Below are 24,326 nucleotides of genomic sequence, written 5' to 3' on the forward strand. Positions count from 1 at the left end.
CTCACCAAGCCCGCGCCCAACCCCACCTCACAGCATCTTCTCCAACCCGACGGCCTTTGTGATCCAGGCATTGAAACGCCGCCACAGGCCGCCGGGTTCGGTGGTCAGCACGCGCCGCTGGCCGTTGTCCTCGGTGACCCACACCAGCTTCCCGTCCTGCAATTCCACCTGATACGCCACCGCTGGCGCCGTGCCCTGGATCGCCAGGTCGCGGGTGTATTGCGCCAGCTCCGGGCTGTCCACCAGCACCCCGACTTCGGTGTTCCATAGCACCGAGCGCGGGTCGAAATTGAATGAGCCGATGAACGTCTTCTGCCGGTCGAAGACGATCGCTTTGCTGTGCAGGCTCGAATCCGAGCCGCCACTGACGCTGTAGCGCGGCTGCCCCGGATCACCGGGCTGGCGCCGCAATTCGAAGAGTTTCACGCCGTGCTCCAGCAACGCCTTGCGATAAGGCGCGTAGCCACCGTGCACGGCCGGTACGTCGGTGGCTTCCAGGGAGTTGGTCAGCAGGCTCACCGAGACGCCGGCGTCGGCGCGTCCGGTCAGGTACAGCAGGCCCGGCTCGCGGGGGACGAAGTACGCCGAGATGAGGATCAGTTCATGGCGCACGTTGTTGAGGTCCGGCGCCAGTTGCTGGCTCATCAGCAACTGCGGGTCCGGCTCGTCGTCGGCCAGCACTTTGCTCGGCGCATCCCACAGGGCCTGGCTGTGGGCCCAGATCAGTTCGTTGCGCCAGATGTCGAGGCGCGGCTGGGTCTGGTAGGCCATCAGCCGGTCGTAGAGTTGTTTGTGCTGCAGCCGCGCCTCGGCCAGTGATTGTTCCAGGCGCTGGCGGCTGGCGCGCAGGTCGTCGGCGTCCGGCTGGCGGTAGAGAAAATCACCGATGGGCTGGCTCAGGGCGCTGTTCCAGTACTGGTCGAAGCTGTGCCCGAGTTGTTCGGCGACCGGACCGACGCCCAGCAGGTCGATGTCGGTGAAGTTCAGGTTCGGCTCGGCGTCGAAATAGGCGTCGCCCAGGTTGCGCCCGCCGACGATGGCCATGCTGTTGTCCACCAGCCAGAGCTTGTTGTGCATCCGCCGGTGTTGGCGCGAGAGGTTGAACAGCCGGCCCATGGCGCGGGTGACGCCGGTGCTGCGGCCCAGTTGCAGCGGGTTGAACACGCGGATCTGAATGTTCGGATGGGCGGCCAGCACGCCCATCTCGGTGTCCTGACCATCGCTGGTGGTGTCGTCGAGCAGGATGCGCACCCGCACCCCGCGGTCGGCGGCGGCCAGCAGTTCATGCACCAGTGCCCGGGTGCTGAGGCCGTCGTTGACGATGTAGTACTGCAGGTCGATGCTGCTTTGCGCGTTGCGGACCAGCTCGGCGCGGGCGCGGAAGGCTTCGTTGCTGTTGGGCAGCAGGCGAAAGCCGGAGCGCCCGTCATAGGCCGCGGCCTGACGTTGCACCGAGCGGCCGAACGCCGATTCGTTGGCCGGCAGCGCCTGGCTGACATCGCGCGGGGCGCTGACGCTGGCACAGCCATTCAGGGCCAGCAGCAGGGTGAGCAGGAAGGGCAGCAGCCGATAACTGGTCAAATGAGGATTCCGTGGTCGCGGGGCAGTTGAACTGTAGACCGCGCGAAGCGGCGCAACGTTACCCGGCGATTACCTCCTCGGCCAGTAGACGAATGGCGGTTTCGCCGACGGTGCGCACCGCGGCCTCGATCGCCGGGCTCGGCCGGGCGGCGTAGTTCATGCGCAGGCAATTGCGGTACTTGCCCGACGCGGAAAAGATGCTGCCCATGGCGATCTGTACGCCTTGGCCGAGCAGGGCGCGATTGAGGCGCAGGGTGTCGAAGTGTTCCGGCAATTCGACCCAGAGCAGGAAGCTGCCCTGTGGCCGGCTGACCCGGGTGCCTTGCGGGAAGTAGCGAGTGACCCAGTCGATCATCTGGTCGCGGCCGCGCTGGTATTGGCTGCGCATGCGCCGCAGGTGGGGCTGATAGTGGCCGGCCTCGATGAAGTCGGCGATCGCCAATTGCGGCTGGGGCGCGGTGCTGCCGGTGCTGATGTATTTCATGTGCAGCACCCGTTCGAAGTAGCGCCCCGGCGCGACCCAGCCGATGCGCAAACCGGGAGCGAGGGTCTTGGAGAAGGAACTGCACAGCAACACGCGTCCGTCATCGTCGAAGGACTTGATAGTCCGCGGTCGTGGGTAGGTGTAGGCCAGGTCGCCATACACATCGTCCTCGAGGATCGCCACGTCAAAGCGCTGGGCCAGGCTCAACAGCGCGCGTTTGCGGGCCTCGGGCATGATGTAGCCGAGCGGGTTGTTGCAGCTTGGCGTCACTTGGATCAGCTTGATCGGCCACTGTTCCAGCGCCAGTTCCAGGGCTTCGAGGCTGATGCCGGTGAGCGGGTCGGTGGGGATTTCCATGGCTTTCATGCCCAGGCCCTTGAGGGTCTGCATGGCGCCGTGGAAGCTCGGTGAATCCACCGCGACGATGTCCCCCGGTTCGCACACGGCGCGGATGCTCGCCGACAACGCTTCGTGGCAGTCGGTGGTGATCACCAGGTCGGCGGCGTTGACCGTGCAGCCGGAGTCGAGCATCAGCCGCGCCACTTGTTCGCGCAGGGCCAGGTTGCCGCTGATGGTGTCGTAGTAGAGGCCCGGCATGTCCTGGCGGCGGCTGAGCTGGGCCAGGCTGCGCAGCAGCGGTTTCAGGGTCGGGCTGTCGACATCGGGCATGCCGCGGCCCAGTTGCACCACATCCTTGCGCGGCACGCTGCGCACCAACTCCACCACGTGTTCCCACTGCGAGATATCCACAGGCCGCTGTGCCGGCCGACCTATCGCCGGCAGGGCCGGGAGGTTGCGGTGTTGCGGCACGAAGTAGCCGGACTTGGGCCGCGGCGCCACCAGGCCGTTGTCTTCCAGCAGTCGATAGGCCTGCTGCACGGTGCTCAGGCTGACCCCGTGTTCAAGGCTCAGGGCGCGTATCGACGGCAGGCGGTCACCCGGACGGTACAGGCCCTGTTCGATGCGGGCGCCCAGCAGTTCGGCGAGGTTGAGGTAGAGGGTCATGAGCGTACTCCAGACAGGCTTGTAGGACGCAACCAGTACAGATGTCGGAAAAATACAGCATTCAGAGTGAATTTGGCGAAATCTGTATGGAAATAATAGTCGCCGGTTGGATCTGTAATGCTTTTTCCCGCGCGCGCATCATTTCTTCACGGTTTCCCACCCTGAAAGGAGTGACGCGATGAACGGCCTGAGTGATGTGCGATTGAAGTTGTATGGCTGCGAGCTGGAGCAAGGCCAGCGCAAATCACTGATCGACACGCCGACCGGCATGGGCCGCCTGGGCCTGATGCTGCATCGCTGGCGCACCCGCCGGGCGCTGCTCGAGCTGACGCCCGATCAGTTGAATGACATCGGTCTGAGCCGCGAGGCCGCCGAGGAAGAAGGGCTCAAGCCGTTCTGGCGCTCGTGATACGGGTCAGGTCAGTTCCTTGAGCCGATGCCAGAGCATGCCCAGCGCCAGCAATGGCGAGCGCAGGTGTTTGCCGCCGGGGAAGGTGATGTGCGGGACCCGGGCGAACAGGTCGAAACGCCCGCTCTGCTGGCCGCTGATGGCTTCGCCGAGCAGGCGGCCGGCCAGGTGCGTGGCATTCAGTCCATGCCCGGCATACGCCTGTGCGTAATACACATTGGGCTGGTCGCGTAGCCGACCGATCTGCGGCAGGCGGTTGGCGCCGATGCCGATCATGCCGCCCCACTGAAAGTCGATGCGCACGTCCGCCAATTGCGGGAACACCTTGAGCATCTTCGGCTGCATGTAGGCGCCGATGTCTTTTGGGTCACGGCCGGAATAATGGCAGGCCCCGCCGAACAGCAGCCGGTGGTCGGCGGACAGGCGGAAGTAATCCACGGTGACCCGCTGATCGCACACGGCCATGTTCTGCGGCAACAGTTGCCGCGCCCGTTCCTCGCCCAGCGGCTCGGTAGCGATGATGTAGCTGCCAGCGGGAAGAACCTTGCCGCCCAACTCGCGGTTGAGGTCGTTCAGGTAGGCGTTGCAGCACAGCACCAGGGTGCTGGCGCGGACGCTGCCTTGCTCGGTGTGCACCGTCACCTGCGGGCCGTAGTTGATGCGAGTGACGGCGGACTGTTCGAAAATCTGCACGCCCAGTTGCGTCGCCGCTGCCGCCTCGCCGAGGGCCAGGTTCAGCGGGTGCAGGTGGCCGGAACCCATGTCGATCAGGCCGCCGGCGTAGCGGTCGGAGCCGATCACGCTGTGCATCTGTTCGGGCTGGACCAGGCGCAGTTCGTGGCGATAACCAAGGTCGCGCAGGGCCTGGGCCTCTTCGGCGAAATCGTCGAATTCGCCCGGCTTGTTCGCCAGGTCGCAGTAGCCCCAGGTCAGATCGCAGGGGATGTCGTGGCGTTCGACCCGCTGGCGGACGATTTCCACCGCTTCGAGGCCCATCAGCTTCATCTGGCGCACGCCGTCTTCGCCGATCACCGGGCGGAATTGCTCAAGGCCGTGGCCGACGCCGCGGATCAGTTGCCCGCCATTGCGTCCGCTGGCGCCCCAGCCGACCTTGCGCGCTTCCAGCAGGATCACGCTGAAACCGCGGTCGGCCAGCTCGATGGCGGTGTTCAGCCCCGAGTAACCGCCGCCGACCACACAGACGTCACAGCGCAGTTCTCCGGTCAGGCGCGGGTAGTCCGGCTGCGGGACGCTGCTGGCGGCGTAATAGGAAGCGGTGTGCGAGGTTGACTGCTGAGCGCGAGGCGGCATCGGGTAGTGGTCCTGAGGCGGGCTATGCGGCGCAGGATATGTCTTGCATCAGGTCGGAACAATATCGGACTGAACGCGTCATGCGACTTAGGGCTCAGTCGTTGCCGGGATGATGCTCGGCGGCTCACCGGAGTCGCCGAGGCTAGCGGTGCGCACTCATTTGATTACTTTCATGGGCGACACATTGACTGCCGGCAGTCCGAGACTGGAAAGATCAATGACTCTGACGTTTTCCGCGGGCTCTTCCGGATCGACCGCGGGGTCGACCGCTTCAAGCTTTATATCGGTTATCAATATATTGGCTTTGTCCGTATCTATATCGCCCCAGTTGATGATCGAAAGTCGCCCATGGGTGATGGGGGCAAAGTGCTTTATTGTGAAGCGGTGACTATAAGTTTGTTCCTTGACGGAAACGCGTATAGACCCCGCCGGGTGCGATATGTCAGGGAATAGAGGATATAAAAAAAGATAAGCGATCAATTCCCCTGTCAGACGATTTGCATCGTTGTCGAACTGGGCGCCACTTTGCATTGTTCCCCCGGTGGGAACAGCTTTTGCCGTGATCGTTAGCCGAAAGTGAATGCCCCACAAGTTATCGGACTTAGGGATTATTTGTTGGAGGTTTCCATTGGATGGGCCGTCAAGTCCATTGGTAAGTAACCATTTTTTATTGTTCCATGAAATAATTTCAAACGTTAAAGGTTGTCCTGCCATCGTTGTCCATGGTTCAGTTCCTGATTCAAAATTTCCATTTTTAATAAGGTTCATGATCGCGCGTCCAAGTTGTTAAGCGCCGTTTTGGCACTTCAAACAATAGGCGCTTGCCGGGAGGGCGAAAACTGACATTTTTAACAGTAGTGAACCTGGATATTCGGTGCGAAGGTGGATGATTTACTCATCGGACCGTGGATTAATAATTTTGCGGTGGTTGGGCTTCATGTTTGACGAGCCCTTCGGCAAAATACCGAGCCGTCCCTGTCAGTGTCCTCTCATGTCCTGTAACAGCCATAAGATTCGCTTCCTGCGCGAACAGATTCCGTCGTTCGACTGCGTGCCCGGCTGCCACGACTGCTGCGGGCCGGTGACCACTTCCAGCGAGGAGATGGCACGCCTGCCGCGCAAGAGCGCCGAGGAGCAGGAGGCCGCGCTGGCCGAACTCAACTGCGTGCACCTCGGGCCCCAAGGCTGCACGGTGTACGAGGAACGGCCGCTGATCTGCCGGCTGTTCGGCACCACGCCGCGCTTGCCGTGCCCGCGTGGGCGCGGCCCGCAAGAGATGATCGATGCGGGCGCTGAGCAATTAATTCATCAGTTCATCGCCAGCACCCGTCAGGTGCTGGTGTAGAAATCAGTCGGGAATCGGCAGGTTCAGGCTTTCCTTCACTTCTTCCATGACGATGTAGCTCTTCGATTCGCGCACGTGCGGCAGCTTCAGCAGGATGTCGCCGAGCAGCTTGCGGTACGAGGCCATTTCGGAAATCCGCGCTTTCACCAGGTAGTCGAAGTCACCCGAGACCAGATGGCATTCCAGCACGTGCGGCAGCTTGAGCACGGCGCGGCGGAATTCCTCGAAGGTGTCGCCGGACTTGTAGTCCAGGCTGATCTCCACGAACACCAGCAGGCTGCCCTTGAGGTGCTGCGGATTGAGGCGGGCGTTGTAGCCCATGATGATGCCTTCGCGCTCCAGGCGGCGGACCCGCTCAGTGCACGGTGTGGTCGAAAGTCCGACCTTTTCGCCCAGCTCGGTGAAGGAAATACGCCCGTCGGTCTGCAGGATGCGCAGGATATTCCGGTCGATCTTGTCCAGTTCACGCTTGCTTTGGTGCTGGGTTCTCATAGTGGATGCCCCTTTGTAAAAGCCAACTTTGCCGAGAATTCTCGCCAAATATAGGTTTTTATATAGTGAAATGCACTGCCTCGAGTTTTTTACACTGCGCGCATTCATGCCTTTCACAATAAATGTCTGCGGTGCGCCGCTTCGAGGGATACAACATGCGCGTTCTGGTACTTGGTAGCGGTGTGATCGGAACCGCCAGTGCCTACTATCTGGCCCGGCAAGGTTTCGAAGTCGTGGTGGTCGATCGCCAGCCGGCGGTGGCCATGGAAACCAGTTTCGCCAACGCCGGCCAGGTCTCGCCAGGTTATGCCTCGCCATGGGCCGCGCCGGGCGTTCCGCTGAAAGCCATCAAGTGGCTGCTGCAGCGCCACGCACCGCTGGCGATCAAGGCCACGGGCGACGTCGACCAGTACCTGTGGATGGCCCAGATGCTGCGCAACTGCACCGCGAACCGCTACGCGGTGAACAAGGAGCGCATGGTGCGTCTGTCCGAGTACAGCCGCGACTGCCTCGACGAACTGCGCGCTGAAACCGGCATCGCCTACGAAGGCCGCTCCCTCGGCACCACCCAACTGTTCCGCACCCAGGCGCAACTGGACAACGCCGCCAAGGACATCGCCGTCCTCGAACAGGCCGGCGTGCCTTACGAGCTGCTGGACCGCGAAGGCATCGCCCGCGTCGAGCCGGCCCTGGCCAACGTTTCCGACATCCTCGCCGGCGCGCTGCGCCTGCCGAATGACCAGACTGGCGACTGCCAACTGTTCACCACCCGCCTCGCGGACATGGCGATCAAGCTGGGCGTCGAGTTCCGCTTCGGCCAGAACATTCAGCGCCTGGACTTCGCCGGTGACCGCATCAACGGCGTATGGATCGACGGCAAGCTGGAAACCGCCGACCGCTACGTGCTGGCGCTCGGCAGCTACTCGCCGCAACTGCTCAAGCCGCTCGGCATCAAGGCGCCGGTCTACCCGCTCAAGGGTTACTCGCTGACTGTGCCGATCACCAACCCGGACATGGCACCGACCTCGACCATTCTCGACGAGACCTACAAGGTCGCCATCACCCGTTTCGACAACCGCATCCGCGTGGGCGGCATGGCTGAAATCGCTGGTTTTGACCTGTCGCTCAACCCGCGTCGGCGCGAAACGCTGGAGATGATCGTCAACGATCTCTATCCTCTGGGCGGCAACCTGAGCGAGGCCGAATTCTGGACCGGCCTGCGCCCGACCACCCCGGACGGTACGCCGATCGTGGGTGCCACACCGTTCCGCAACCTGTTCCTCAACACCGGTCACGGCACGCTCGGCTGGACCATGGCATGCGGCTCCGGCCGTCTGCTGGCTGACCTGATCGCCCGGAAAAAGCCGCAGATCAGTGCCGAAGGCCTCGATATTTCACGCTACGGACAACACCAGGAGACCGCCAAGCATGGCAATCCAGCGCCAGCTCACCAATGAGCGCATGAGTCAGATCGTCACCCACAACGGCACCCTGTATCTGGCGGGCCAGGTGGGCAACGACATGAACGCCGGGATCGAACAACAGACCCGTGAAACGCTGGGCAATATCGAACGCCTGCTGGACCTGGCAGGCACCGACAAGAACCGCCTGCTTTCGGTGACCATTTACCTGAAAGACATCGATGCCGATTTCCAGGGCATGAACGCGGTGTGGGACAAGTGGCTGCCCAAAGGCGTCGCACCGGCCCGCGCCACGGTCGAGGCCAAGCTCTGCGAACCGGAAATCCTGGTTGAAATGTCGGTGGTTGCCGCGCTTCCGTAACGCTCTCTCGTCTTCACCCGGTGCCGTTCAGGCGCCGGGTCTTTTTTCCTCAAACAGACTGCCAGAAGGCTGCCGTCATGCGTCCCGCCCGTGCCCTGATCGACCTGCAAGCACTCCGCCACAACTTCCAGATTGCCCGTCAACTCTCCGGGGCCCGTGCCCTGGCGGTGATCAAGGCCGATGCCTACGGGCATGGCGCGGTGCGCTGCGCCCAGGCGCTGGAAGCCGAGGCGGATGGTTTTGCCGTGGCCTGCATCGAAGAGGCGCTGGCGCTGCGCGAGGCGGGGATCAAGGCACCGGTGCTGTTGTTGGAAGGCTTCTTCGAGGCCGACGAACTGCCGCTGATCGTCCAGCACGATTTCTGGTGCGTGGTGCATTCGCTGTGGCAACTGGAGGCGATCGAGAAGGCTGCGCTGGCCAAGCCGATTCAGGTCTGGCTCAAGCTCGACTCAGGCATGCACCGGGTGGGCCTGCATCCGAAGGACTATCAACCCGCGTACCAGCGCCTGCAGGCCAGCGGCAAGGTGTCGAAGATCGTGCTGATGAGCCACTTCGCCCGCGCCGACGAACTGGACAGCCAGGCCAGCAACGACCAGGTGGCGGTGTTCCAGGCCGCGCGCCAGGGCCTGAATGCCGAAGTCAGCCTGCGCAACTCGCCGGCCGTGCTTGGCTGGCCACAGATTCCGAGTGATTGGGTGCGTCCGGGCATCATGCTCTACGGCGCCACCCCGTTCGAAACCTCGCACGCCGAAGCGGACCGTTTGCAGCCGGTGATGACCCTCAAATCCCGCGTCATCAGCGTGCGTGAATTGCCCGCCGGTGAGCCGGTGGGATACGGCGCACGCTTTGTCAGCCCGGGTCCGACCCGGGTCGGCGTGGTCGCCATGGGGTATGCCGATGGCTATCCGCGTCACGCGCCAACCGGCACGCCGGTGGTAGTCGCCGGCCAGCGCAGTCAACTGATTGGGCGGGTTTCCATGGACATGCTGTGCATCGACCTCACCGACGTGCCACAAGCCGGTCTCGGCAGTCCGGTGGAGTTGTGGGGCAAGCGGGTACTGGCCAGCGAGGTGGCGGCGAAGGCCGATACCATCCCGTATCAAATCTTTTGCAACCTGCGCCGGGTGCCGCTGATCTATACCGGAGAGTGACGCGCCATCACTGACGAGCTGCGGGTCGAAGTGTTGTAAATACTGAACGCTGTTGCGATGATGGCGCACATTTCGACCCCATACGTTCGTCAGGAGGGCTCCAGCATTGGACGTCGGTGAACGACTACAAGCCATTCGCAAGCTCAAGGGCCTGTCTCAGCGGGAACTCGCCAAGCGTGCGGGCGTGACCAACAGCACCATCTCGATGATCGAGAAAAACAGCGTGAGCCCGTCCATCAGTTCGCTGCGCAAGGTGCTCGGCGGGATTCCGATGTCGATGATGGAGTTTTTCTCCGAAGACCTGCTGCCGGAAAATCCGAAGCAGATCGTCTACAAGGCCCACGAACTGATCGACATTTCGGACGGCGCCGTGACCATGAAGCTGGTCGGCAACGGGCATCCGAGCCGCGCCATCGCCTTTCTCAACGAGATCTACCCGCCAGGCGCCGATACCGGCGAAGAAATGCTCACCCATGACGGCGAAGAGACCGGCATCCTGCTTGAAGGTCGGCTGGAACTGGTGGTGGGCATGGAAACCTTCATCCTCGAGGCGGGCGACAGCTACTATTTCGAAAGCACCAAGCCGCACCGCTTCCGCAATCCCTACGATGAGCCGGCACGGTTGATCAGCGCAGCCACCCCGGCGAACTTCTGAACAGAGGCTTGCGAACAGCGCGTGGCGCGGCTGATTGTCGCGGCTAAACCCCTTTAGTCTGTAGGGCTGTTTCGGTGCGGCGGGGTTCCCGCTATACTTGCGCCGCCTGCGAATCCGTGGCCGCGGGCGTGACTAGCCACCATGAGGGTGTACGTGTGAACCTAATCAAGAAAATGCTGGCCGTACCAGCTACCGTAGTGGCCCTTTGGGCAGTCAGTGCTCAGGCTACGACCAACGACGAGATCGCCAAGCGACTGGAACCCGTCGGCCAGGTCTGCGTCCAGGGTCAGGAATGCAAGGGAATGGAAGTGGCTGCCTCCGCAGGCGGCGGCGGTGCCAAGACCCCGGATGAAATCATCGCCAAGCACTGCAATGCCTGCCATGGCACCGGTCTGCTGGGCGCGCCGAAAGTTGGCGATACCGCAGCCTGGAAAGAGCGTGCCGACCACCAGGGTGGCCTCGATGGCATCCTCGCCAAGGCCATCACCGGCATCAACGCCATGCCGCCGAAAGGCACCTGCGCCGACTGCTCGGATGACGACCTGAAAGGCGCCATCAAGAAGATGTCCGGCCTGTAAGCCTCGCGAACCTCGCAACGAAGCCCGCCTTGTGCGGGCTTCGTCGTTTCTGGCTACCGTGGAGTAATTCGGACACCCGCCCGGTCCAAGCTGTACTCACGGGCGCCACGGGGAGAGGGCACAGTGCACAGGTATTCGATCGAAGACGCGGTGGAGCAGGTGTTGGCGCAATTGCCGGCGCATATTCACATGGGGCTGCCGTTGGGGCTGGGCAAGCCCAACCGCTTCGTCAACGCGCTGTATGCGCGGGTGCGGGCGCTGCCGGAGCGGCGCTTGACGATCTACACCGCGTTGACCCTCGGCCGCCCCGATCTCGGCGACGGCCTGCAGCGGCGCTTTCTCGAACCCTTCGTCGAGCGGGTGTTCGCCGATTACCAGGAGCTGGATTACCTCGCCGACCTGCGGGCCAGCCGGTTGCCGGCGAACATCCGCGTCGAGCAGTTCTTCCTCCAGCCTGGCAGCCTGCTGCACAGCCCGCAGGCGCAGCAGGACTACGTCAGCAGCAACTACAGCCACGCCGCCCGTGACATCAACGCCAAGGGCCTGAACCTCATCGCGCAACTGGTGGCCGAGGACGACACCCGCCCCGATCACCTGAGCCTGAGCTGCAACCCCGACATCACCCTCGACTTGCTGCCTATGATCGCCCGCCGCCGCGCCGCTGGCGAAACCATCCTGCTGCTGGGGCAGGTGCACGCCGAACTGCCGTACATGCCTGGCACGGCGGAGCTGGCGCGCAATGACTTCGACCTGCTGATCGACACCTCGGAACGCTGCCGGCTGTTTTCCACGCCGAACATGCCGGTCAGCACCCAGGACCATCTGATCGGCGTGCACGCCAGCACCCTGGTGCGCGACGGCGGCACGCTGCAGATCGGCATCGGCGCCATGGGCGATGCGCTGACCGCCGCACTGCTGGCGCGGCAGGCGGATACGCCGGGGTATCAGGCGCTGCTGGGCGAGCTGGACCTGTCGCCGTGGCAAGGGCTGATTGAGCGGGAAGGCGGCGTCATGCCCTTCGCTCACGGGCTTTACGGTTGCAGCGAAATGTTCGTCAACGGCCTGCTGGCGTTGCTCGAAGCGGGCATCGTCCGGCGCCCGGTGTATGCCGACGAAACACGCCAGCAGGCGGCCAACGCCGGCGCGCCGCCCGGCGCCGAGGGCGTGCTGGTGCACGGTGGTTTTTTCCTCGGGCCGCGGGCGTTCTATCAGCGTTTGCGCGAGCTGCCGATGGAGAGCCGCGCGCGGATCGCCATGGGCGCCATCAGCTTCATCAACGAGTTGTACGGCCAGGAAGCGCTCAAGCGTTTGCAACGCCGCGATGCCCGCTTTATCAACACGGTGTTCACCATGACCCTGATGGGCGCCGGGGTAGCCGACCAACTGGAAGACGGCCGCGTGCTCAGCGGCGTGGGCGGGCAATACAACTTCGTGGTCCAGGGCCATGCGCTGGAAGGCGCGCGCTCGATCCTGCTGTTGCGCTCCTGGCGCGAGGCGGGCGGCGAGGTGAGTTCGAATATCGTCTGGGAGTACGGGCACTGCACCATTCCCCGGCACCTGCGGGACATTGTGATTACCGAATACGGCATCGCCGACTTGCGCGGGCAGACCGACGCCGAAGTCATCGCCCGCCTGCTGGCGATCAGTGATTCGCGCTTCCAGCCACAGTTGCAGGCCCAGGCGCAGAAGGCCGGCAAGCTGGCGGAAGACTTCGTCCTTGATGCGCGCTTTACCGACAACACGCCGCAACGTCTGGAAGCGCTGCGTGCGCGGCATGGGCGGCTGTTTCCGGAGTATCCGCTGGGTTGTGATTTCACCGCCGAGGAGCGGGATCTGTTGCGGGCGCTGAACTGGCTCAAGAGCAAGTTCAAGCTGAGTGAGGCATTGGAGTTGGGCAAGGCGGCGCTGGATGCTCCGGCGCCGGAGGCGTATCCGGCGCAGTTGGCGCGGATGGGGCTGGAGAAGCCGGATGGGTTGAAGGAGGAGGTGTATCAGCGGTTGTTGTTGGCGGGGTTGCAGGCGACGGCCGGGAGTTTTTCCGGGTGAGAGCGGGCCCGTTTGGGGTTCATCGCGAGCAAGCTCGCTCCTACAGGGCCCGTAGGTGAGGGCCCCAAAACCCGAATATTCTTATTTCCTAAAGATATTTAAATAATTTTTCTTATGCCTTTATAGTCATTCCCCTGCGTACCCGCCGACCAATCGGCGCGCCGCACGAACACGAACCAACACGGCAAACCCGTGAGTTTCTTGATCGATGCGCGCACCTGTTGGGCGCGCTCTGGGTGGGAGTGAATCATGTCAGCGGTCTCTAACGTCTTGTCGTCCATCGACGGCGCGCAGCAACAAACCTTTGAAATACGGCCTTTCAACGGCGCAGTCGGCGCCGAGATCATCGGCCTGGATTTGTCCCTTGCGGTCAATGGCGAAGACTTCGCCCGCATCCACCGGGCACACCTCGACCATCATGTCCTGGTCTTTCGCGATCAGCGCATAACCCCCGAACAACAGATCGCCTTCAGCCGCCGTTTCGGCGTGCTGCAGATCCATGTGCTGAAGCAGTTCCTGCTGGCCAATCACCCGGAAATCCTCATCGTCTCCAACATCGTCGAGAACGGCCAGAACGTCGGCCTGGGCGATGCCGGCAAGTTCTGGCACTCGGACCTGTCGTACAAGGAGCTGCCGAGCCTGGGTTCGATGCTGCACGCCCAGGAGTTGCCCAGCGAAGGCGGCGACACCCTGTTCGCCGATATGCACAAAGCCTGGGAAAGCCTGCCGGAACACCTGCGCAAGGCGGTCGAAGGCCGCAGCGCGGCGCACTCCTATACCGCGCGCTACAGCGAAACCAAATTCGAAGGCAACTGGCGCCCGACCCTGACCGCCGAACAACTGGCGCAGGTTCAGGAGGTCATTCACCCGGTCGTTCGCACCCACCCGGAAAACGGCCGCAAGGCGCTGTTCGTCAGCGAAGGCTTCACCACCCGCATCGTCGGCCTGCCCGAAGACGAAAGCCGGCAGATCCTCGCCGAGCTGTACGCCCACAGCGTGCTGGAGCAGAACATCTACCGCCATCAATGGCGCCCCCACGACCTGGTGTTCTGGGACAACCGTTCGTTGATCCATCTGGCCGCCGGCTGCCCGGCGCACCTGCGTCGCAAGCTGTACCGCACCACCATCCAGGGCGACGCCCCGTTCTGACCTGTCGAGGAATTCCCCATGCGTAAATCATTCAGCCGCCTTGCGGCCAGTATCGGCCTGGGCGCCAGCCTGATCGCCGGCAGCCTCGTCGCACCGAGCGTGGCTCAGGCCGAAGGCGAGATCCGCATCGCCGAACAGTTCGGCATCGTCTACCTGCTGCTAAACGTCGTCCGCGACCAGGGCCTTATCGAGAAGCACGGCAAGGCGCAGGGCCTCGACATCAAGGTCGACTGGACGCAACTGTCCGGCGGCGCCGCGACCAACGACGCGCTGTTGTCCGGTTCGGTGGATATCGTCGGCGCCGGCGTCGGTCCGCTGCTGACCATCTGGGACCGCACCTACGGCCGGCAGAACGTCAAGGCCGTGGCGTCGCTCGGCAACTTCCCGTACTACCTGCTGAGCAGCAACCCGAACGTGAAGACCATCGCCGACTTCACCGAAAAAGACCGCATCGCCCTGCCGGCGGTGGGTGTCTCGGTGCAGTCGCGCTTCCTGCAATACGCCGCTGCCAAGCAGTGGGGCGACAAGGAATACAACCGTCTCGACAAGTACAGCCTGGCCGTCCCGCACCCGGACGCCACCGCGGCGCTGCTGGCCGGCGGCACCGAGCTGAACGCGCACTTTTCCAACCCGCCGTTCCAGGACCAGGCGCTGGCGAACAAGGACGTTCACGTGGTGCTCGACACCTACGAGCTGCTCGGCCCGAACTCGCCGACGGTGCTGTTCACCACCGAGAAATTCCGTGCGGACAACCCCAAGACCTACAAGGCCTTCGTTGACGCGCTCGCCGAAGCAGCGGACTTCGCCCAACACGACAAGGCTGCGGCGGCAGACACCTATATCCGCGTGACCAAGGCCAAGATCAGCCGCGACGAGTTGCTGAAGATCATCGACAACCCGAAGTACGAATTCAGCATCACGCCGAAGAACACCTATCCGCTGGCCGAGTTCCTGTACCGGGTCGGCGCCATCAAGCACAAGCCGGAATCGTGGAAGGACTACTTCTTCCAGGACGACAAGCCGTTGCAGGGGAGCTGAGTTCATGACCGCCCCATTGCAAGGCCACACGGTCAGCAAGCTCAGCCCCATAGACACCCCACCGTTGTTGCAGGTGGATTCTCTCAGCCTGGAATACCGCACCGCGCAGCGCGTGGTGCGGGCCACCCACCAGGTCAGTTTCGATGTGGACAAGGGCGACCGTTTCGTCCTGCTCGGGCCGTCCGGCTGCGGCAAGTCGACCTTGCTCAAGGCCGTCGCCGGCTTCATCGAACCGAGCGAAGGCAGCATCCGCCTGCAAGGTCAGGCGGTGCATGGCCCCGGCCCTGATCGCATCGTGGTGTTCCAGGAGTTCGACCAGTTGCCGCCCTGGAAAACCGTGAAGCAGAACGTCATGTTCCCGCTGCTGGTGTCCGGCACCCTCAAGCGCGCCGAAGCCGAGGCGCGAGCGTTGCACTATCTGGAGAAAGTCGGCCTGGCGGCGTTCGCCGACGCCTATCCGCACACCTTGTCCGGCGGCATGAAAGCGCGGGTTTCGATTGCCCGGGCCTTGGCCATGCAGCCGAAGATCCTGCTCATGGACGAACCCTTCGCCGCGCTCGACGCACTGACCCGGCGCAAGATGCAGGAAGAGCTGCTGGCGTTGTGGGAGGAGGTGCGTTTCACCCTGCTGTTCGTCACCCACTCGATCGAGGAAGCGTTGGTGGTGGGCAACCGCATTTTGCTGTTGTCGCCGCATCCGGGGCGGGTCCGCGCCGAGATCCACAGCCATCAATACGACCTGCACAGCCTCGGCGGCACCGACTTCCAGGCCAGCGCCCGGCGTATCCACAACCTGTTGTTCGAAGACGGCCAGGCGCCGGCCGATGAGGCTGACCTGGGCTTCAACGACATTCGCATCGCCTACTGACCGGGAGCTTTTCTCATGACCACTTCATCTTCCCCGCGTCAGGAATACGAAATCGCCCTGCAACCCTGGGACGGCATCGCCCTGGAGCGCGAACTGCCGCTGGCCCAGCGCCTGTGGCAGCAACGTTGGCTGCGCAAGAGCGTGATCCTGATCGTGCTGGCGATCCTTTGGGAGGCCGCGGCCCGCTATCAGGGCAACGACCTGCTGCTGCCGACCTTCCTGCAAACCGCCCAGGCGCTGTACGACGGCCTGATCAGCGGCGAGCTGCTGGAGAAAGTCGGCGTGTCGCTGGTGGTGCTGCTCAAGGGCTACGTGCTGGGCATCGTCCTGGCGTTCGGCCTGACCAGCCTGGCGGTATCCACGCAGATCGGCCGCGACTTGCTCGACACCCTGACGTCGATGTTCAACCCGCTGCCGGCCATCGCCTTGTTGCCGTTGGCGCTGCTGTGGTTCGGCCTGGGCGAGAACAGCCTGATTTTCGTGCTGGTGCACTCGGTGCTCTGGGCCCTGGCGCTGAACACCTACGCCGGTTTTCTCGGCGTCAACGAAACCCTGCGCATGGCCGGGCGCAACTACGGCCTGCGCGGACTGCGGCTGGTGGTGCACATTCTGGTGCCGGCGGCGCTGCCGTCGATCCTTTCGGGCCTGAAGATTGGCTGGGCCTTCGCCTGGCGCACGCTGATCGCCGCCGAACTGGTGTTCGGCGCCACCAGCGGCAAAGGCGGGCTGGGCTGGTACATCTTCCAGAATCGCAACGAGCTGTACACCGACAAGGTGTTCGCCGGCCTTGCGGTGGTGATCCTGATCGGTCTGCTGGTGGAGAGTCTGGTGTTCAACGTGCTGGAGCGGGTGACGGTGCGGCGCTGGGGGATGCAGCGCTGAATTACTCGTCCTGATACTGCGCTGCGGCGCTGGTCAGGGTCTTGGCGATCAACTGGCGCAGTGCCGTTGGCTGTTCGACGATCAGTTCATCGCCCTGGCTGAGCAGCCACCAGCGCAGGCTCCAACTGTTGCTGACCGTGGCCTGGAGCCTGTGGCCGTGTTCCAGGTCGGTCAGGGTCATGTCCGCTGACAGCGGCGTCTCGCGCACCAGCCGTGCGAGGTTGCTGCTGACCCAGGCGTGCAATTCGATTTTCTCGGCACTGCCGAATTGCAGGGCGTCGCTGCGCAGGTAGCTTTGCAGGTCAAAGGCGTCCAGGCCCTGGGCCGGGCTGGCCAGCACGCTCACCTGGCGGAAGCGGTGCACCGCGAACTGGCGGGTGTCGGTGAACGGCTGGGCGGTGGCGATCAGGTAGGCGATCTGGCCGCGCTGGATCAGCGCCAGCGGGTTGAGAGTCAGTTCGACGGTGCGGTCGGTGTGCGCCGAGTAGTACTGGCACTGCAACTGATATTCCTCGAGCAGGGCCTTTTGCACCGTTTCCAGTATGGCGTCGGAGACTTCCGGGGCCTGCATGTTCATGTCCGGACGCACGCTGGCGACCTTGTCGAGCCAGCGCGCCGCTTTGTTCTCCGACGAAAGGTGTTCGAGCTTTTGCCGGGCATGGCTGAAGCGCGCATCCAGCCCTTTGAGCATGCTGCCGGGGAGCAGGGGCCGCACCGCGTCTTCCACCAGCGCCAGGCTCAACGCCTCGCCCACGCTGAGGCCGCGCAAGTCCACGTAGGCGTTCGCCGCCCAGTACCAACCGTAGGGAATACTGCGGTCGTTGCGCTCCAGTGGGAAGATCAGCGACAGCTCGTTGAGGTCGCGTTCGATGCTGCGCTTGCTGATGCTGAAGCCGGCGTCCTTGAGGCGCAGGACCAGCTCCGCGCTGGTGATGCCGGGGGAGCGGCTGGGGAGCTGGCGCAGCAATTCCCATTGACGGCTGAGGGTGGCGCGGGTGGTGGCGGAGGGCAAAACGGTCAGTCCTTGTCTAGGCTTGCGGCGAAAGCATGATGTCCAGCAGAAGGCATGGCAGTTTGCCATTAATTTACCCATTCAGGGATGAACCGTTGAATTGCCCCGACCAACGTGTCCGCGACAGGTTTTGTCGTGACGCCCAGCAGAATCACGCCTCAACGCCCGCGCAGAAACCAGGGAGGGCGGTTCAGTGAGGATGAACATGTCTGCTGCCAGCAATATCTACTCTCTGCTCGGGCGCCTCTTGCCCGAGCGTGTCGTGCCCGCGCCTGGCCGTCTGCGCGTGAGACGGCTGTACACCGGCGTCGGCCTGCCGGCGCAGCGAGCGGCGCTTGGGGAGCGCTTCAGCCTGGTCAGCCTGCTGGATGACGCTCCGGACTTGCTGGCGGTCTATGGCGATCTACGCCGGCAGGCGCTGGAAGGCAGTGTCACGGCGCTCAACGACCTGGGCTGGATCTGGCTCAACGGCCGCTACTGGCGCGCCGATCCGACGCTCGCCGGACACCTGCTGCGCATGGCGGCGGTGCAGGGCAGTGCGGTGGCCTGGTTCAACCTCGGTCAGCAGCATTACTTCGGCAAGGGCGTGGAAATTTCCTATCTCAACGCCGCCGAGTATTACCGGCACGCCTTCGAGGCCGGGCTGGCCGAGGCGGCAGCGGCGCTGGGCGATCTGTATGAAGAAGAGGTCTGCGACGGCGGCGGCAATCTCTGGTCGGTGGACCTGCAAAAAGCCTACGAATGGTTTTTCCGTGGCGCCCAGCGTGGCGATGCGCGCTGCCGTTTCGAGGTGGGCTATCGTTTGCTGCATGGTCAGCAGGTCGCCGCCGACAGCCGTGCCGGGGTGTATTGGCTGGAGCTGGCGGCGGTGGCGGGGGTTGCGCAGGCGGCGGAAGAGCTGGCGCTGCACTTCAATACCAGCGGCAACGATCTGCGTTATCTGTTCTGGCGCGATCAGGCCATCAGCCTCGGCAGCCCGCTGGCGCTGGCGATGAAACTGGAAGCCCAGTTGCGTATCTGATGTGAGTCCGTGGCCCTTGATCCGGGCCACGCCGAAAGGCTATTGACGCTCGGGGGCGTGATCGAAGAACATTGATAGTTAGCAAACTATGAATATGGTCACTACCGTTCCCATGAAACTCGACGCACTGCAAATGAACACCAGCAGCGGCATGGTCGCGGCCAGCCGCAACTGGCGGCGCATCTGCCAGACCACGCTGGCGCGCTTTGGCATTTCCGAAGCCTGTGCGGTGCCGCTGCTGATGATCCTGCGCCTGGGTGACGGTGTGCATCAGGTCGCGGTGGCGCAGGCGGTGGGGGTGGAAAGCCCGTCGCTGGTGCGCCTGCTGGATCAGTTGTGCGGTGCCGGCTACGTCTGCCGCAGCGAAGACCCGGGCGACCGCCGGGCCAAGGCCCTGAGCCTGACCGACAAGGGCCGGGAACTGGCCGAAGCCATCGAGGGCGAACTGGTGCGCCTGCGCCGCGATGTGCTCAAGGACATTTCCGCCGCCGACCTGGAAGCCGCGCTGCGCGTGGTCAAAGCCTTCGAAGAGGCGGCCCAGCGCTCGCCGGGCCTGCCCTTGTGAAAGACTTCTTCAGCTCCATGCCACCGGCGCGGGACTGGTTCTACGGCGTGCGCACCTTCGCCGCGTCGATGATCGCGCTGTACATCGCCCTGCTGCTGCAACTGCCGCGGCCTTACTGGGCGATGGCCACGGTGTACATCGTCTCCAGCCCGTTCGTCGGGCCCACCAGTTCCAAGGCGTTGTACCGCGCGGTCGGCACGCTGATCGGTGCTGCCGGCGCGGTGTTTCTGGTGCCGATGCTGGTGCAGGCGCCGGTGCTGCTGACCATCGCCGTCGCGCTGTGGACGGCCACGTTGCTGTTCCTTTCGCTGCACCTGCGCACCGCCAACAGCTACACCCTGATGCTGGCCGGCTACACCTTGCCAATGATCGCCTTGCCGGTGGTCGACAACCCGCTGGCGGTGTTCGATATCGCCTCGTCGCGGGCCCAGGAAATCTGCCTCGGTATCGTCTGCGCGGCGGTGGTCGGCGCGGTGTTCTGGCCACGCCGGCTGACCCCGGTGTTCGTCGGTGCCACTGGCAACTGGTTCGCCGAAGCGATCCGCTACAGCGACACCTTCCTCGCCCGCGACACCGCCGCCGACACCGTCGGCAGCCTGCGCGCCTCGATGGTCACCACCTTCAACTCGCTGGAAATGATGATCGGCCAGCTTTCCCATGAAGGCGCCCGTCCGCAGACGGTGAAGAACGCCCGCGAACTGCGCGGGCGGATGATTCACCTGCTGCCGGTGATCGATGCGCTGGACGACGCCTTGCTCGCCCTCGAAGCCCGCGCGCCGCAGGAGGCTCGAGCGTTGCAGCCGCTGCTGGCGAGCACCCGTGAGTGGCTGCGCGCCACGGCCGAAGACGCCTCGGTGGCGCGCTGGTCGGCGCTGCGCGAACAGCTCGAACGCTTGCAACCCAGCGTCGCCGAGCTGGATGAACGCCCCGGCCTGCTGCTGTCCAACGCGCTCTATCGGCTCGGCGAGTGGATCGACCTGTGGCAGGACTGCTGCAGCCTGAAACACGCCATCGCCCGCGAAGACCTCTCGCCCTGGCGCGCCGTGTACCGGCACTGGCGGCTCGGCCGGCTGACGCCGTTCTTCGACCGCGGCCTGATGCTCTATTCGGTGTTCTCCACCTTCACCGCGATCCTCGCCGCCACCGCCCTGTGGGTCCTGACGGGCTGGGCCGATGGCGCCAGCGCGGTGATCCTCGCGGCGGTGGCGTGCAGCTTCTTCGCGGCAATGGACGACCCGGCGCCGCAGATCTACCGGTTCTTCTTCTGGACCACGCTGTCGGTGGTGTTCGCCAGCCTCTACCTGTTCCTGGTGCTGCCGAACCTGCATGACTTCCCGATGCTGGTGCTGGCCTTCGCCATCCCGTTCATCTGCGTCGGCACCCTGACCGTGCAGCCGCGTTTCTACCTCGGCACGTTGCTGACCATCGTCAACACCGCGTCGTTCATCAGCATCCAGGGCGCCTACGACGCCGACTTCCTGGCCTTCGTCAACGCCAACATCGCCGGGCCCGTGGGGTTGCTGTTCGCCTTCCTCTGGACGTTGGTGATGCGCCCGTTCGGCGTCGAGCTGGCGGCCAAGCGCCTGACCCGCTTCAGTTGGCGCGACATCGTCGGCATGACCCGGCCGGCGACGCTTGCCGAGCATCGGCGCCTCGGCGTGCAGATGCTCGACCGCCTGATGCAGCACCTGCCGCGCCTGAACCAGACCGGCCAGGACAGTGGCAGCGCCCTGCGTGACCTGCGTGTCGGCCTCAATCTGCTCGACCTGCTGGCGTACCTGCCGCGGGCGTCGGCGCAGCCTCGGGCGGCGTTGGAAAAAGTCATCGCGGAAGTCGGCGCGCACTTCCAGGCCTGCCTTGACGCTCGCGAGCGCCTGCACGCGCCGCCCGCGCTGCTGGGCAGCATGGAACTGGCGCGCCGCGCCCTGAATATTGCGGCCATGGACGGCCACGGCGATGCCCGCCTGCACTTGCTGCACGCGCTCAGCGGCCTGCGCCTGGCGCTGCTGCCGGGTGTGGAAGTGGTGCTGGAGCCCGCCGACCGTCAACCGCAACTGCCTTATGGCATCGATGGAGCGCCCCTGTGATCGGTGAACTGGATATCAGCGGGGTGTTCCTGCCCACGCTGCTGGTGATGATGCTGCTGACCTATGTGCTGTTCCTCGCACTGCATGCCGTACTCAACCGCGTGCATTTCTATCGCCTGGTCTGGCACCGGGCACTCTTCAACGTTGCGCTCTACGCCGTGCTGCTCGGTACGGTGGACCACTTTTGCCGAAGCCTGATGCTGCCATGAAAAAACCTTTGTTGACCTTGGGCCGTGTTGTCCTGACGCTGCTGGTAGTGACCCTGGCGACCGTGCTGGTCTGGCAGATGGTCCTGTATTACATGTTCGCCCCCTGGACCCGCGACGGGCATATCCGCGCCGACGTGATCCAGATCGCCCCGGACGTCTCCGGCCTGATCCAGAAGGTCGAGGTCCGCGACAACCAACTGATCAAGCGCGGCGACGTGTTGTTCACCATCGACCAGGACCGTTTCCACCTGGCCTTGCGCCAGGCCCAGGCGACCCTCGCCGAGCGCAAGGAAACCCTGGCCCAGGCGCAGCGCGAGACCAAACGCAACAAGGGTCTCGGCAACCTGGTGGCGGCCGAGCAACTGGAAGAGAGCCAGTCGCGTCAGGCCCGTGCCCAGTCCGCGCTGGATGAAGCCCAGGTGGCGGTGGACGCGGCGCAGCTCAACCTCGACCGTTCGGTGGTGCGCAGCCCGGTCAACGGCTACCTCAACGACCGCGCGCCGCGCGCCCACGAGTTCGTCAGCGTCGGCCGTCCGGTGCTGTCGGTAGTGGACAGCGAGTCGTACCACGTCGATGGCTATTTCGAGGAAACCAAGTTGTCCGGCATCCACATCGGCCAGTCCGTGGACATCCGCGTGATGGGTGACAGCACCCGCCTGCGCGGCCATGTGCAGAGCATCGCCGCCGGCATCGAAGACCGCGACCGCAGCAGCGGCGCCAACCTGCTGCCCAACGTCAACCCGGCGTTCAGTTGGGTGCGCCTGGCGCAGCGGATTCCGGTGCGGATCGCCTTCGATGACGTGCCCGCGGATTTCCGCCTGATCGCCGGGCGGACCGCCACCGTGTCGATCATCGAGGACGCGCATCAATGAACAAGCTGTCGCTGCTGGGCGTCAGCCTGATGCTCTCGGCCTGCCAGATGGTCGGGCCGGATTACCACCTGCCAGAGAAGGCGGCGCTCAACCGTGGCGACCTGCAAGGTGCGCTGCGCGCCGATGCCGACAGCGTGGTGTCGGCGCCGGTGCCCGGTGATTGGTGGCGGCTGTACCGTGACGGGCGGCTGGATACCCTGGTCAATCAGGCGCTGGCGGCCAACAGCGAGTTGCGCGTGGCGGCGGCCAACATTGCCCGCGCGCGTGCGCAAGTCGAGGAAGCCGAGGCCCAGGGTGGTTTCAGCGGCGGCGTGAAGCTGGGGGCGCAGCGCTTGCAGGAGTCGGGCGAGGCGTTCCTGCAGCCTGACAAAGTGCCGGTGGCGAACATCGGCGAGGCGATCCTCAGCGCCTCCTATCAGTTCGACCTCTGGGGCACCCTCAAGCGTGGCGTCGAGGCGGCCCAGGCCAATGCCGACGCGGCCCAGGCCGCGGCGGACACGGCGCGGATCACCGTGGTCGCCGACGTGGTTCGCGCCTACACCCAGGTGTGCGCGGCCAACGAGGAATTGCACATCGCCCGCGAATCGCTGGACCTGCAGGAGCAGGGCGTCAGCCTGACCCAGCGCCTGCGCGATGCCGGGCGTGGCGACGAAACCCAGGTGACCCGCTCGGAAACCCGCTTCAAATCCCTGCGCGCCGAGCTGCCGCGCTACCAGGCGGCCCGCGAGTCCGGCCTGTTCACCTTGTCGATGCTGCTGGCCAAGCCGGTCGACCAGTTGCCCGCCGGCACCGCCGACTGCGCCGAACTGCCGCATATCGCCCAACTGATTCCGGTGGGCGATGGCGCTGCGCTGCTCAAGCGCCGCCCTGATGTGCGGCGCGCCGAGCGCCAGTTGGCGGCGGCCACCGCGACCATCGGCGTGGCCACGGGTCAGCTGTACCCGGATATCAGCATCGGCGCGCAAGTGGGCACCATCGGCATCCTGGAAAACCTCGGCAAGCCGGCCACCAACCGCTGGGGCTTTGGCCCGCTGCTGACCTGGACCGTGCCGACCAACGGCTCGCGGGCGCGGATTCGCGAAGCGGAGGCCAGCACCCAGGCCGCGCTGGCAAACTTCGACGGCGTGGTGCTCAACGCCATCCGCGAAACCCAGACCAGCCTGGCCCAGTACAGCGCCTTGCTGGACCGTCGCGATGCGCTGCAAGACGCAGAGCGCTCGGCGCGGCTGGCGGCGGATCAGACCCACCGTTTCTACCAGGCTGGCCGGGCGTCCTTCCTCGCCGACCTGGAAGCGACCCGCACCTACACCGACATGCGCGCGCAACTGGCGACGGCCAATACCCAGGTGGCGATGGGGCAGATCGGGTTGTTCCTGGCACTCGGCGGGGGCTGGTAGTCCGCAATCGCTAGCAGGCTCACTGCAGGTGTAGGAGCGGATTCATCCGCGATCGGCGGCGCAGCGCCTGACTACCTTGAACGCTCATCTTTTCAAGGACTGCCTCATGCCCTACCCAGCCTCCGAGCTGTTACGTATTGGCCGTTTTTCCGAACGCGGGCGGCTGTATTTACTGACCTGCGTAGCGGAGGGGCGCAAAGCCGTGTTTCAGGACTTGAGGCCGGCCCGTCTAGTGGTTGAGCAATTCCGTCTGGCACAAACGGAGGGTGCAGCCAACTCGCTGGCTTGGATAGTAATGCCTGACATATGCGGGCCGGGTTGGCCAGAAGGGTAAGAGATTACTCTCACTGGGATGCAGTCTGGCTTTAAGCCAGGATCCCGGCGCTA

General features: G+C 64.2%; 23 protein-coding genes and 1 pseudogene. 18 read left to right on the forward strand and 6 right to left on the reverse strand.

What is annotated here, in order from left to right:
- Window positions 1-27 precede the first annotated feature (27 nt).
- Both CKW37_RS25540 and CKW37_RS25545 read right to left on the reverse strand, forming a co-directional pair.
- Window positions 28-1,581, reverse strand: a complete 1,554-nt coding sequence (locus CKW37_RS25540; protein ID WP_095158979.1) for a phospholipase D family protein — start codon at window positions 1,579-1,581, stop codon at window positions 28-30.
- Window positions 1,582-1,639: 58 nt separating this feature from the next.
- The gene (locus CKW37_RS25545; protein WP_095158980.1) at window positions 1,640-3,070 is read right to left on the reverse strand and encodes a PLP-dependent aminotransferase family protein; all 1,431 of its coding nucleotides are present in this window, start codon (window positions 3,068-3,070) and stop codon (window positions 1,640-1,642) included.
- Window positions 3,071-3,248: 178 nt separating this feature from the next.
- Here CKW37_RS25545 and CKW37_RS25550 point away from each other — a divergent pair, with 178 nt between their 5' ends.
- A complete protein-coding gene (locus tag CKW37_RS25550; protein WP_095158981.1) occupies window positions 3,249-3,479 on the forward strand; it encodes a DUF1127 domain-containing protein in 231 nt (76 codons plus the stop codon).
- Window positions 3,480-3,485: 6 nt separating this feature from the next.
- Here the strand turns inward: CKW37_RS25550 and CKW37_RS25555 are convergent, their stop codons facing one another.
- Together CKW37_RS25555 and CKW37_RS32630 are read right to left on the reverse strand one after the other, a co-directional pair.
- On the reverse strand, window positions 3,486-4,790 hold the full coding sequence (locus CKW37_RS25555; protein ID WP_095158982.1) for an FAD-binding oxidoreductase: 1,305 nt from the start codon (window positions 4,788-4,790) through the stop codon (window positions 3,486-3,488).
- Window positions 4,791-4,946: 156 nt separating this feature from the next.
- Window positions 4,947-5,558, reverse strand: a complete 612-nt coding sequence (locus CKW37_RS32630; protein WP_143502137.1) for a hypothetical protein — start codon at window positions 5,556-5,558, stop codon at window positions 4,947-4,949.
- 223 nt (window positions 5,559-5,781) lie between these two features.
- Between CKW37_RS32630 and CKW37_RS25565 the strand changes: the two genes are divergently transcribed.
- Window positions 5,782-6,135 carry a YkgJ family cysteine cluster protein gene (locus tag CKW37_RS25565; protein ID WP_095158984.1) on the forward strand — a complete coding sequence of 118 codons (354 nt, stop codon included), beginning with the start codon at window positions 5,782-5,784 and terminating at the stop codon, window positions 6,133-6,135.
- A 3-nt stretch (window positions 6,136-6,138) separates the two neighbouring features.
- Here CKW37_RS25565 and dadR read toward each other — a convergent pair whose 3' ends face one another.
- The gene (gene dadR, locus CKW37_RS25570) at window positions 6,139-6,627 is read right to left on the reverse strand and encodes a transcriptional regulator DadR (protein WP_042121505.1); all 489 of its coding nucleotides are present in this window, start codon (window positions 6,625-6,627) and stop codon (window positions 6,139-6,141) included.
- A 155-nt stretch (window positions 6,628-6,782) separates the two neighbouring features.
- Between dadR and dadA the strand changes: the two genes are divergently transcribed.
- The 10 genes and pseudogenes from dadA to CKW37_RS25620 all read left to right on the forward strand — a co-directional run bounded on the left by dadA (window position 6,783) and on the right by CKW37_RS25620 (window position 16,776).
- Window positions 6,783-8,084 (forward strand): D-amino acid dehydrogenase, encoded by a 1,302-nt coding sequence (dadA, locus tag CKW37_RS25575; protein ID WP_095158985.1) that lies wholly within the window; start codon window positions 6,783-6,785, stop codon window positions 8,082-8,084.
- Window positions 8,056-8,409, forward strand: coding sequence for a RidA family protein (locus CKW37_RS25580; RefSeq protein ID WP_095158986.1), 354 nt, complete (start codon window positions 8,056-8,058; stop codon window positions 8,407-8,409). The genes dadA and CKW37_RS25580 overlap by 29 nt, the downstream gene beginning before the upstream one ends.
- 77 nt (window positions 8,410-8,486) lie before the next feature.
- Entirely contained in the window at window positions 8,487-9,560 is a 1,074-nt protein-coding gene (alr, locus tag CKW37_RS25585; protein WP_095158987.1) for an alanine racemase, read from the forward strand.
- A gap of 106 nt (window positions 9,561-9,666) precedes the next feature.
- Window positions 9,667-10,215 carry a cupin domain-containing protein gene (locus CKW37_RS25590; protein WP_095158988.1) on the forward strand — a complete coding sequence of 183 codons (549 nt, stop codon included), beginning with the start codon at window positions 9,667-9,669 and terminating at the stop codon, window positions 10,213-10,215.
- 173 nt (window positions 10,216-10,388) lie between these two features.
- Window positions 10,389-10,793, forward strand: a complete 405-nt coding sequence (locus CKW37_RS25595) for a cytochrome c5 family protein (protein WP_095159010.1) — start codon at window positions 10,389-10,391, stop codon at window positions 10,791-10,793.
- Window positions 10,794-10,916: 123 nt separating this feature from the next.
- Window positions 10,917-12,839 (forward strand): acetyl-CoA hydrolase/transferase C-terminal domain-containing protein, encoded by a 1,923-nt coding sequence (locus tag CKW37_RS25600; protein ID WP_095158989.1) that lies wholly within the window; start codon window positions 10,917-10,919, stop codon window positions 12,837-12,839.
- Window positions 12,840-13,071: 232 nt separating this feature from the next.
- A pseudogene (locus CKW37_RS25605) lies at window positions 13,072-13,988 on the forward strand (TauD/TfdA dioxygenase family protein).
- Window positions 13,989-14,006: 18 nt separating this feature from the next.
- Window positions 14,007-15,026, forward strand: a complete 1,020-nt coding sequence (locus CKW37_RS25610; protein ID WP_095158991.1) for an ABC transporter substrate-binding protein — start codon at window positions 14,007-14,009, stop codon at window positions 15,024-15,026.
- Between the two features lie 4 nt (window positions 15,027-15,030).
- Window positions 15,031-15,894 (forward strand): ABC transporter ATP-binding protein, encoded by an 864-nt coding sequence (locus CKW37_RS25615; RefSeq protein ID WP_095158992.1) that lies wholly within the window; start codon window positions 15,031-15,033, stop codon window positions 15,892-15,894.
- A 15-nt stretch (window positions 15,895-15,909) separates the two neighbouring features.
- The gene (locus CKW37_RS25620) at window positions 15,910-16,776 is read left to right on the forward strand and encodes an ABC transporter permease (protein WP_095158993.1); all 867 of its coding nucleotides are present in this window, start codon (window positions 15,910-15,912) and stop codon (window positions 16,774-16,776) included.
- Window position 16,777: 1 nt separating this feature from the next.
- Here CKW37_RS25620 and CKW37_RS25625 read toward each other — a convergent pair whose 3' ends face one another.
- Window positions 16,778-17,788, reverse strand: a complete 1,011-nt coding sequence (locus CKW37_RS25625) for a YafY family protein (protein WP_095158994.1) — start codon at window positions 17,786-17,788, stop codon at window positions 16,778-16,780.
- 205 nt (window positions 17,789-17,993) lie between these two features.
- Between CKW37_RS25625 and CKW37_RS25630 the strand changes: the two genes are divergently transcribed.
- From CKW37_RS25630 to CKW37_RS25655, 6 genes are all read left to right on the forward strand, one after another.
- Window positions 17,994-18,809 (forward strand): tetratricopeptide repeat protein, encoded by an 816-nt coding sequence (locus tag CKW37_RS25630; protein ID WP_095159011.1) that lies wholly within the window; start codon window positions 17,994-17,996, stop codon window positions 18,807-18,809.
- A 112-nt stretch (window positions 18,810-18,921) separates the two neighbouring features.
- Entirely contained in the window at window positions 18,922-19,374 is a 453-nt protein-coding gene (locus CKW37_RS25635; protein ID WP_095158995.1) for a MarR family winged helix-turn-helix transcriptional regulator, read from the forward strand.
- Window positions 19,371-21,461, forward strand: coding sequence for an FUSC family protein (locus tag CKW37_RS25640; RefSeq protein WP_095158996.1), 2,091 nt, complete (start codon window positions 19,371-19,373; stop codon window positions 21,459-21,461). The genes CKW37_RS25635 and CKW37_RS25640 overlap by 4 nt, the downstream gene beginning before the upstream one ends.
- A complete protein-coding gene (locus CKW37_RS25645) occupies window positions 21,458-21,670 on the forward strand; it encodes a DUF1656 domain-containing protein (RefSeq protein ID WP_095158997.1) in 213 nt (70 codons plus the stop codon). The genes CKW37_RS25640 and CKW37_RS25645 overlap by 4 nt, the downstream gene beginning before the upstream one ends.
- On the forward strand, window positions 21,667-22,542 hold the full coding sequence (locus tag CKW37_RS25650; protein ID WP_095158998.1) for an HlyD family secretion protein: 876 nt from the start codon (window positions 21,667-21,669) through the stop codon (window positions 22,540-22,542). The genes CKW37_RS25645 and CKW37_RS25650 overlap by 4 nt, the downstream gene beginning before the upstream one ends.
- Window positions 22,539-23,939 carry an efflux transporter outer membrane subunit gene (locus CKW37_RS25655; protein ID WP_095158999.1) on the forward strand — a complete coding sequence of 467 codons (1,401 nt, stop codon included), beginning with the start codon at window positions 22,539-22,541 and terminating at the stop codon, window positions 23,937-23,939. Before CKW37_RS25650 ends, CKW37_RS25655 begins: the two co-directional genes overlap by 4 nt.
- The last annotated feature ends 387 nt before the right edge of the window (window positions 23,940-24,326 follow it).

Source organism: Pseudomonas sp. Irchel 3E13 (genome assembly GCF_900187455.1).
GTDB lineage: Bacteria > Pseudomonadota > Gammaproteobacteria > Pseudomonadales > Pseudomonadaceae > Aquipseudomonas.

Coding starts and splice junctions, on each gene's coding strand:
- CKW37_RS25545 (WP_095158980.1), bottom strand. CDS start 3,070: ATGACCCTCTACCTCAACCTCGCCGAACTGCTGGGCGCCCGCATCGAA.
- CKW37_RS25550 (WP_095158981.1), top strand. CDS start 3,249: ATGAACGGCCTGAGTGATGTGCGATTGAAGTTGTATGGCTGCGAGCTG.
- CKW37_RS25555 (WP_095158982.1), bottom strand. CDS start 4,790: ATGCCGCCTCGCGCTCAGCAGTCAACCTCGCACACCGCTTCCTATTAC.
- CKW37_RS32630 (WP_143502137.1), bottom strand. CDS start 5,558: ATGAACCTTATTAAAAATGGAAATTTTGAATCAGGAACTGAACCATGG.
- CKW37_RS25565 (WP_095158984.1), top strand. CDS start 5,782: ATGTCCTGTAACAGCCATAAGATTCGCTTCCTGCGCGAACAGATTCCG.
- dadR (WP_042121505.1), bottom strand. CDS start 6,627: ATGAGAACCCAGCACCAAAGCAAGCGTGAACTGGACAAGATCGACCGG.
- dadA (WP_095158985.1), top strand. CDS start 6,783: ATGCGCGTTCTGGTACTTGGTAGCGGTGTGATCGGAACCGCCAGTGCC.
- CKW37_RS25580 (WP_095158986.1), top strand. CDS start 8,056: ATGGCAATCCAGCGCCAGCTCACCAATGAGCGCATGAGTCAGATCGTC.
- alr (WP_095158987.1), top strand. CDS start 8,487: ATGCGTCCCGCCCGTGCCCTGATCGACCTGCAAGCACTCCGCCACAAC.
- CKW37_RS25595 (WP_095159010.1), top strand. CDS start 10,389: ATGCTGGCCGTACCAGCTACCGTAGTGGCCCTTTGGGCAGTCAGTGCT.
- CKW37_RS25610 (WP_095158991.1), top strand. CDS start 14,007: ATGCGTAAATCATTCAGCCGCCTTGCGGCCAGTATCGGCCTGGGCGCC.
- CKW37_RS25615 (WP_095158992.1), top strand. CDS start 15,031: ATGACCGCCCCATTGCAAGGCCACACGGTCAGCAAGCTCAGCCCCATA.
- CKW37_RS25620 (WP_095158993.1), top strand. CDS start 15,910: ATGACCACTTCATCTTCCCCGCGTCAGGAATACGAAATCGCCCTGCAA.
- CKW37_RS25630 (WP_095159011.1), top strand. CDS start 17,994: ATGTCTGCTGCCAGCAATATCTACTCTCTGCTCGGGCGCCTCTTGCCC.
- CKW37_RS25635 (WP_095158995.1), top strand. CDS start 18,922: ATGAAACTCGACGCACTGCAAATGAACACCAGCAGCGGCATGGTCGCG.
- CKW37_RS25650 (WP_095158998.1), top strand. CDS start 21,667: ATGAAAAAACCTTTGTTGACCTTGGGCCGTGTTGTCCTGACGCTGCTG.
- CKW37_RS25655 (WP_095158999.1), top strand. CDS start 22,539: ATGAACAAGCTGTCGCTGCTGGGCGTCAGCCTGATGCTCTCGGCCTGC.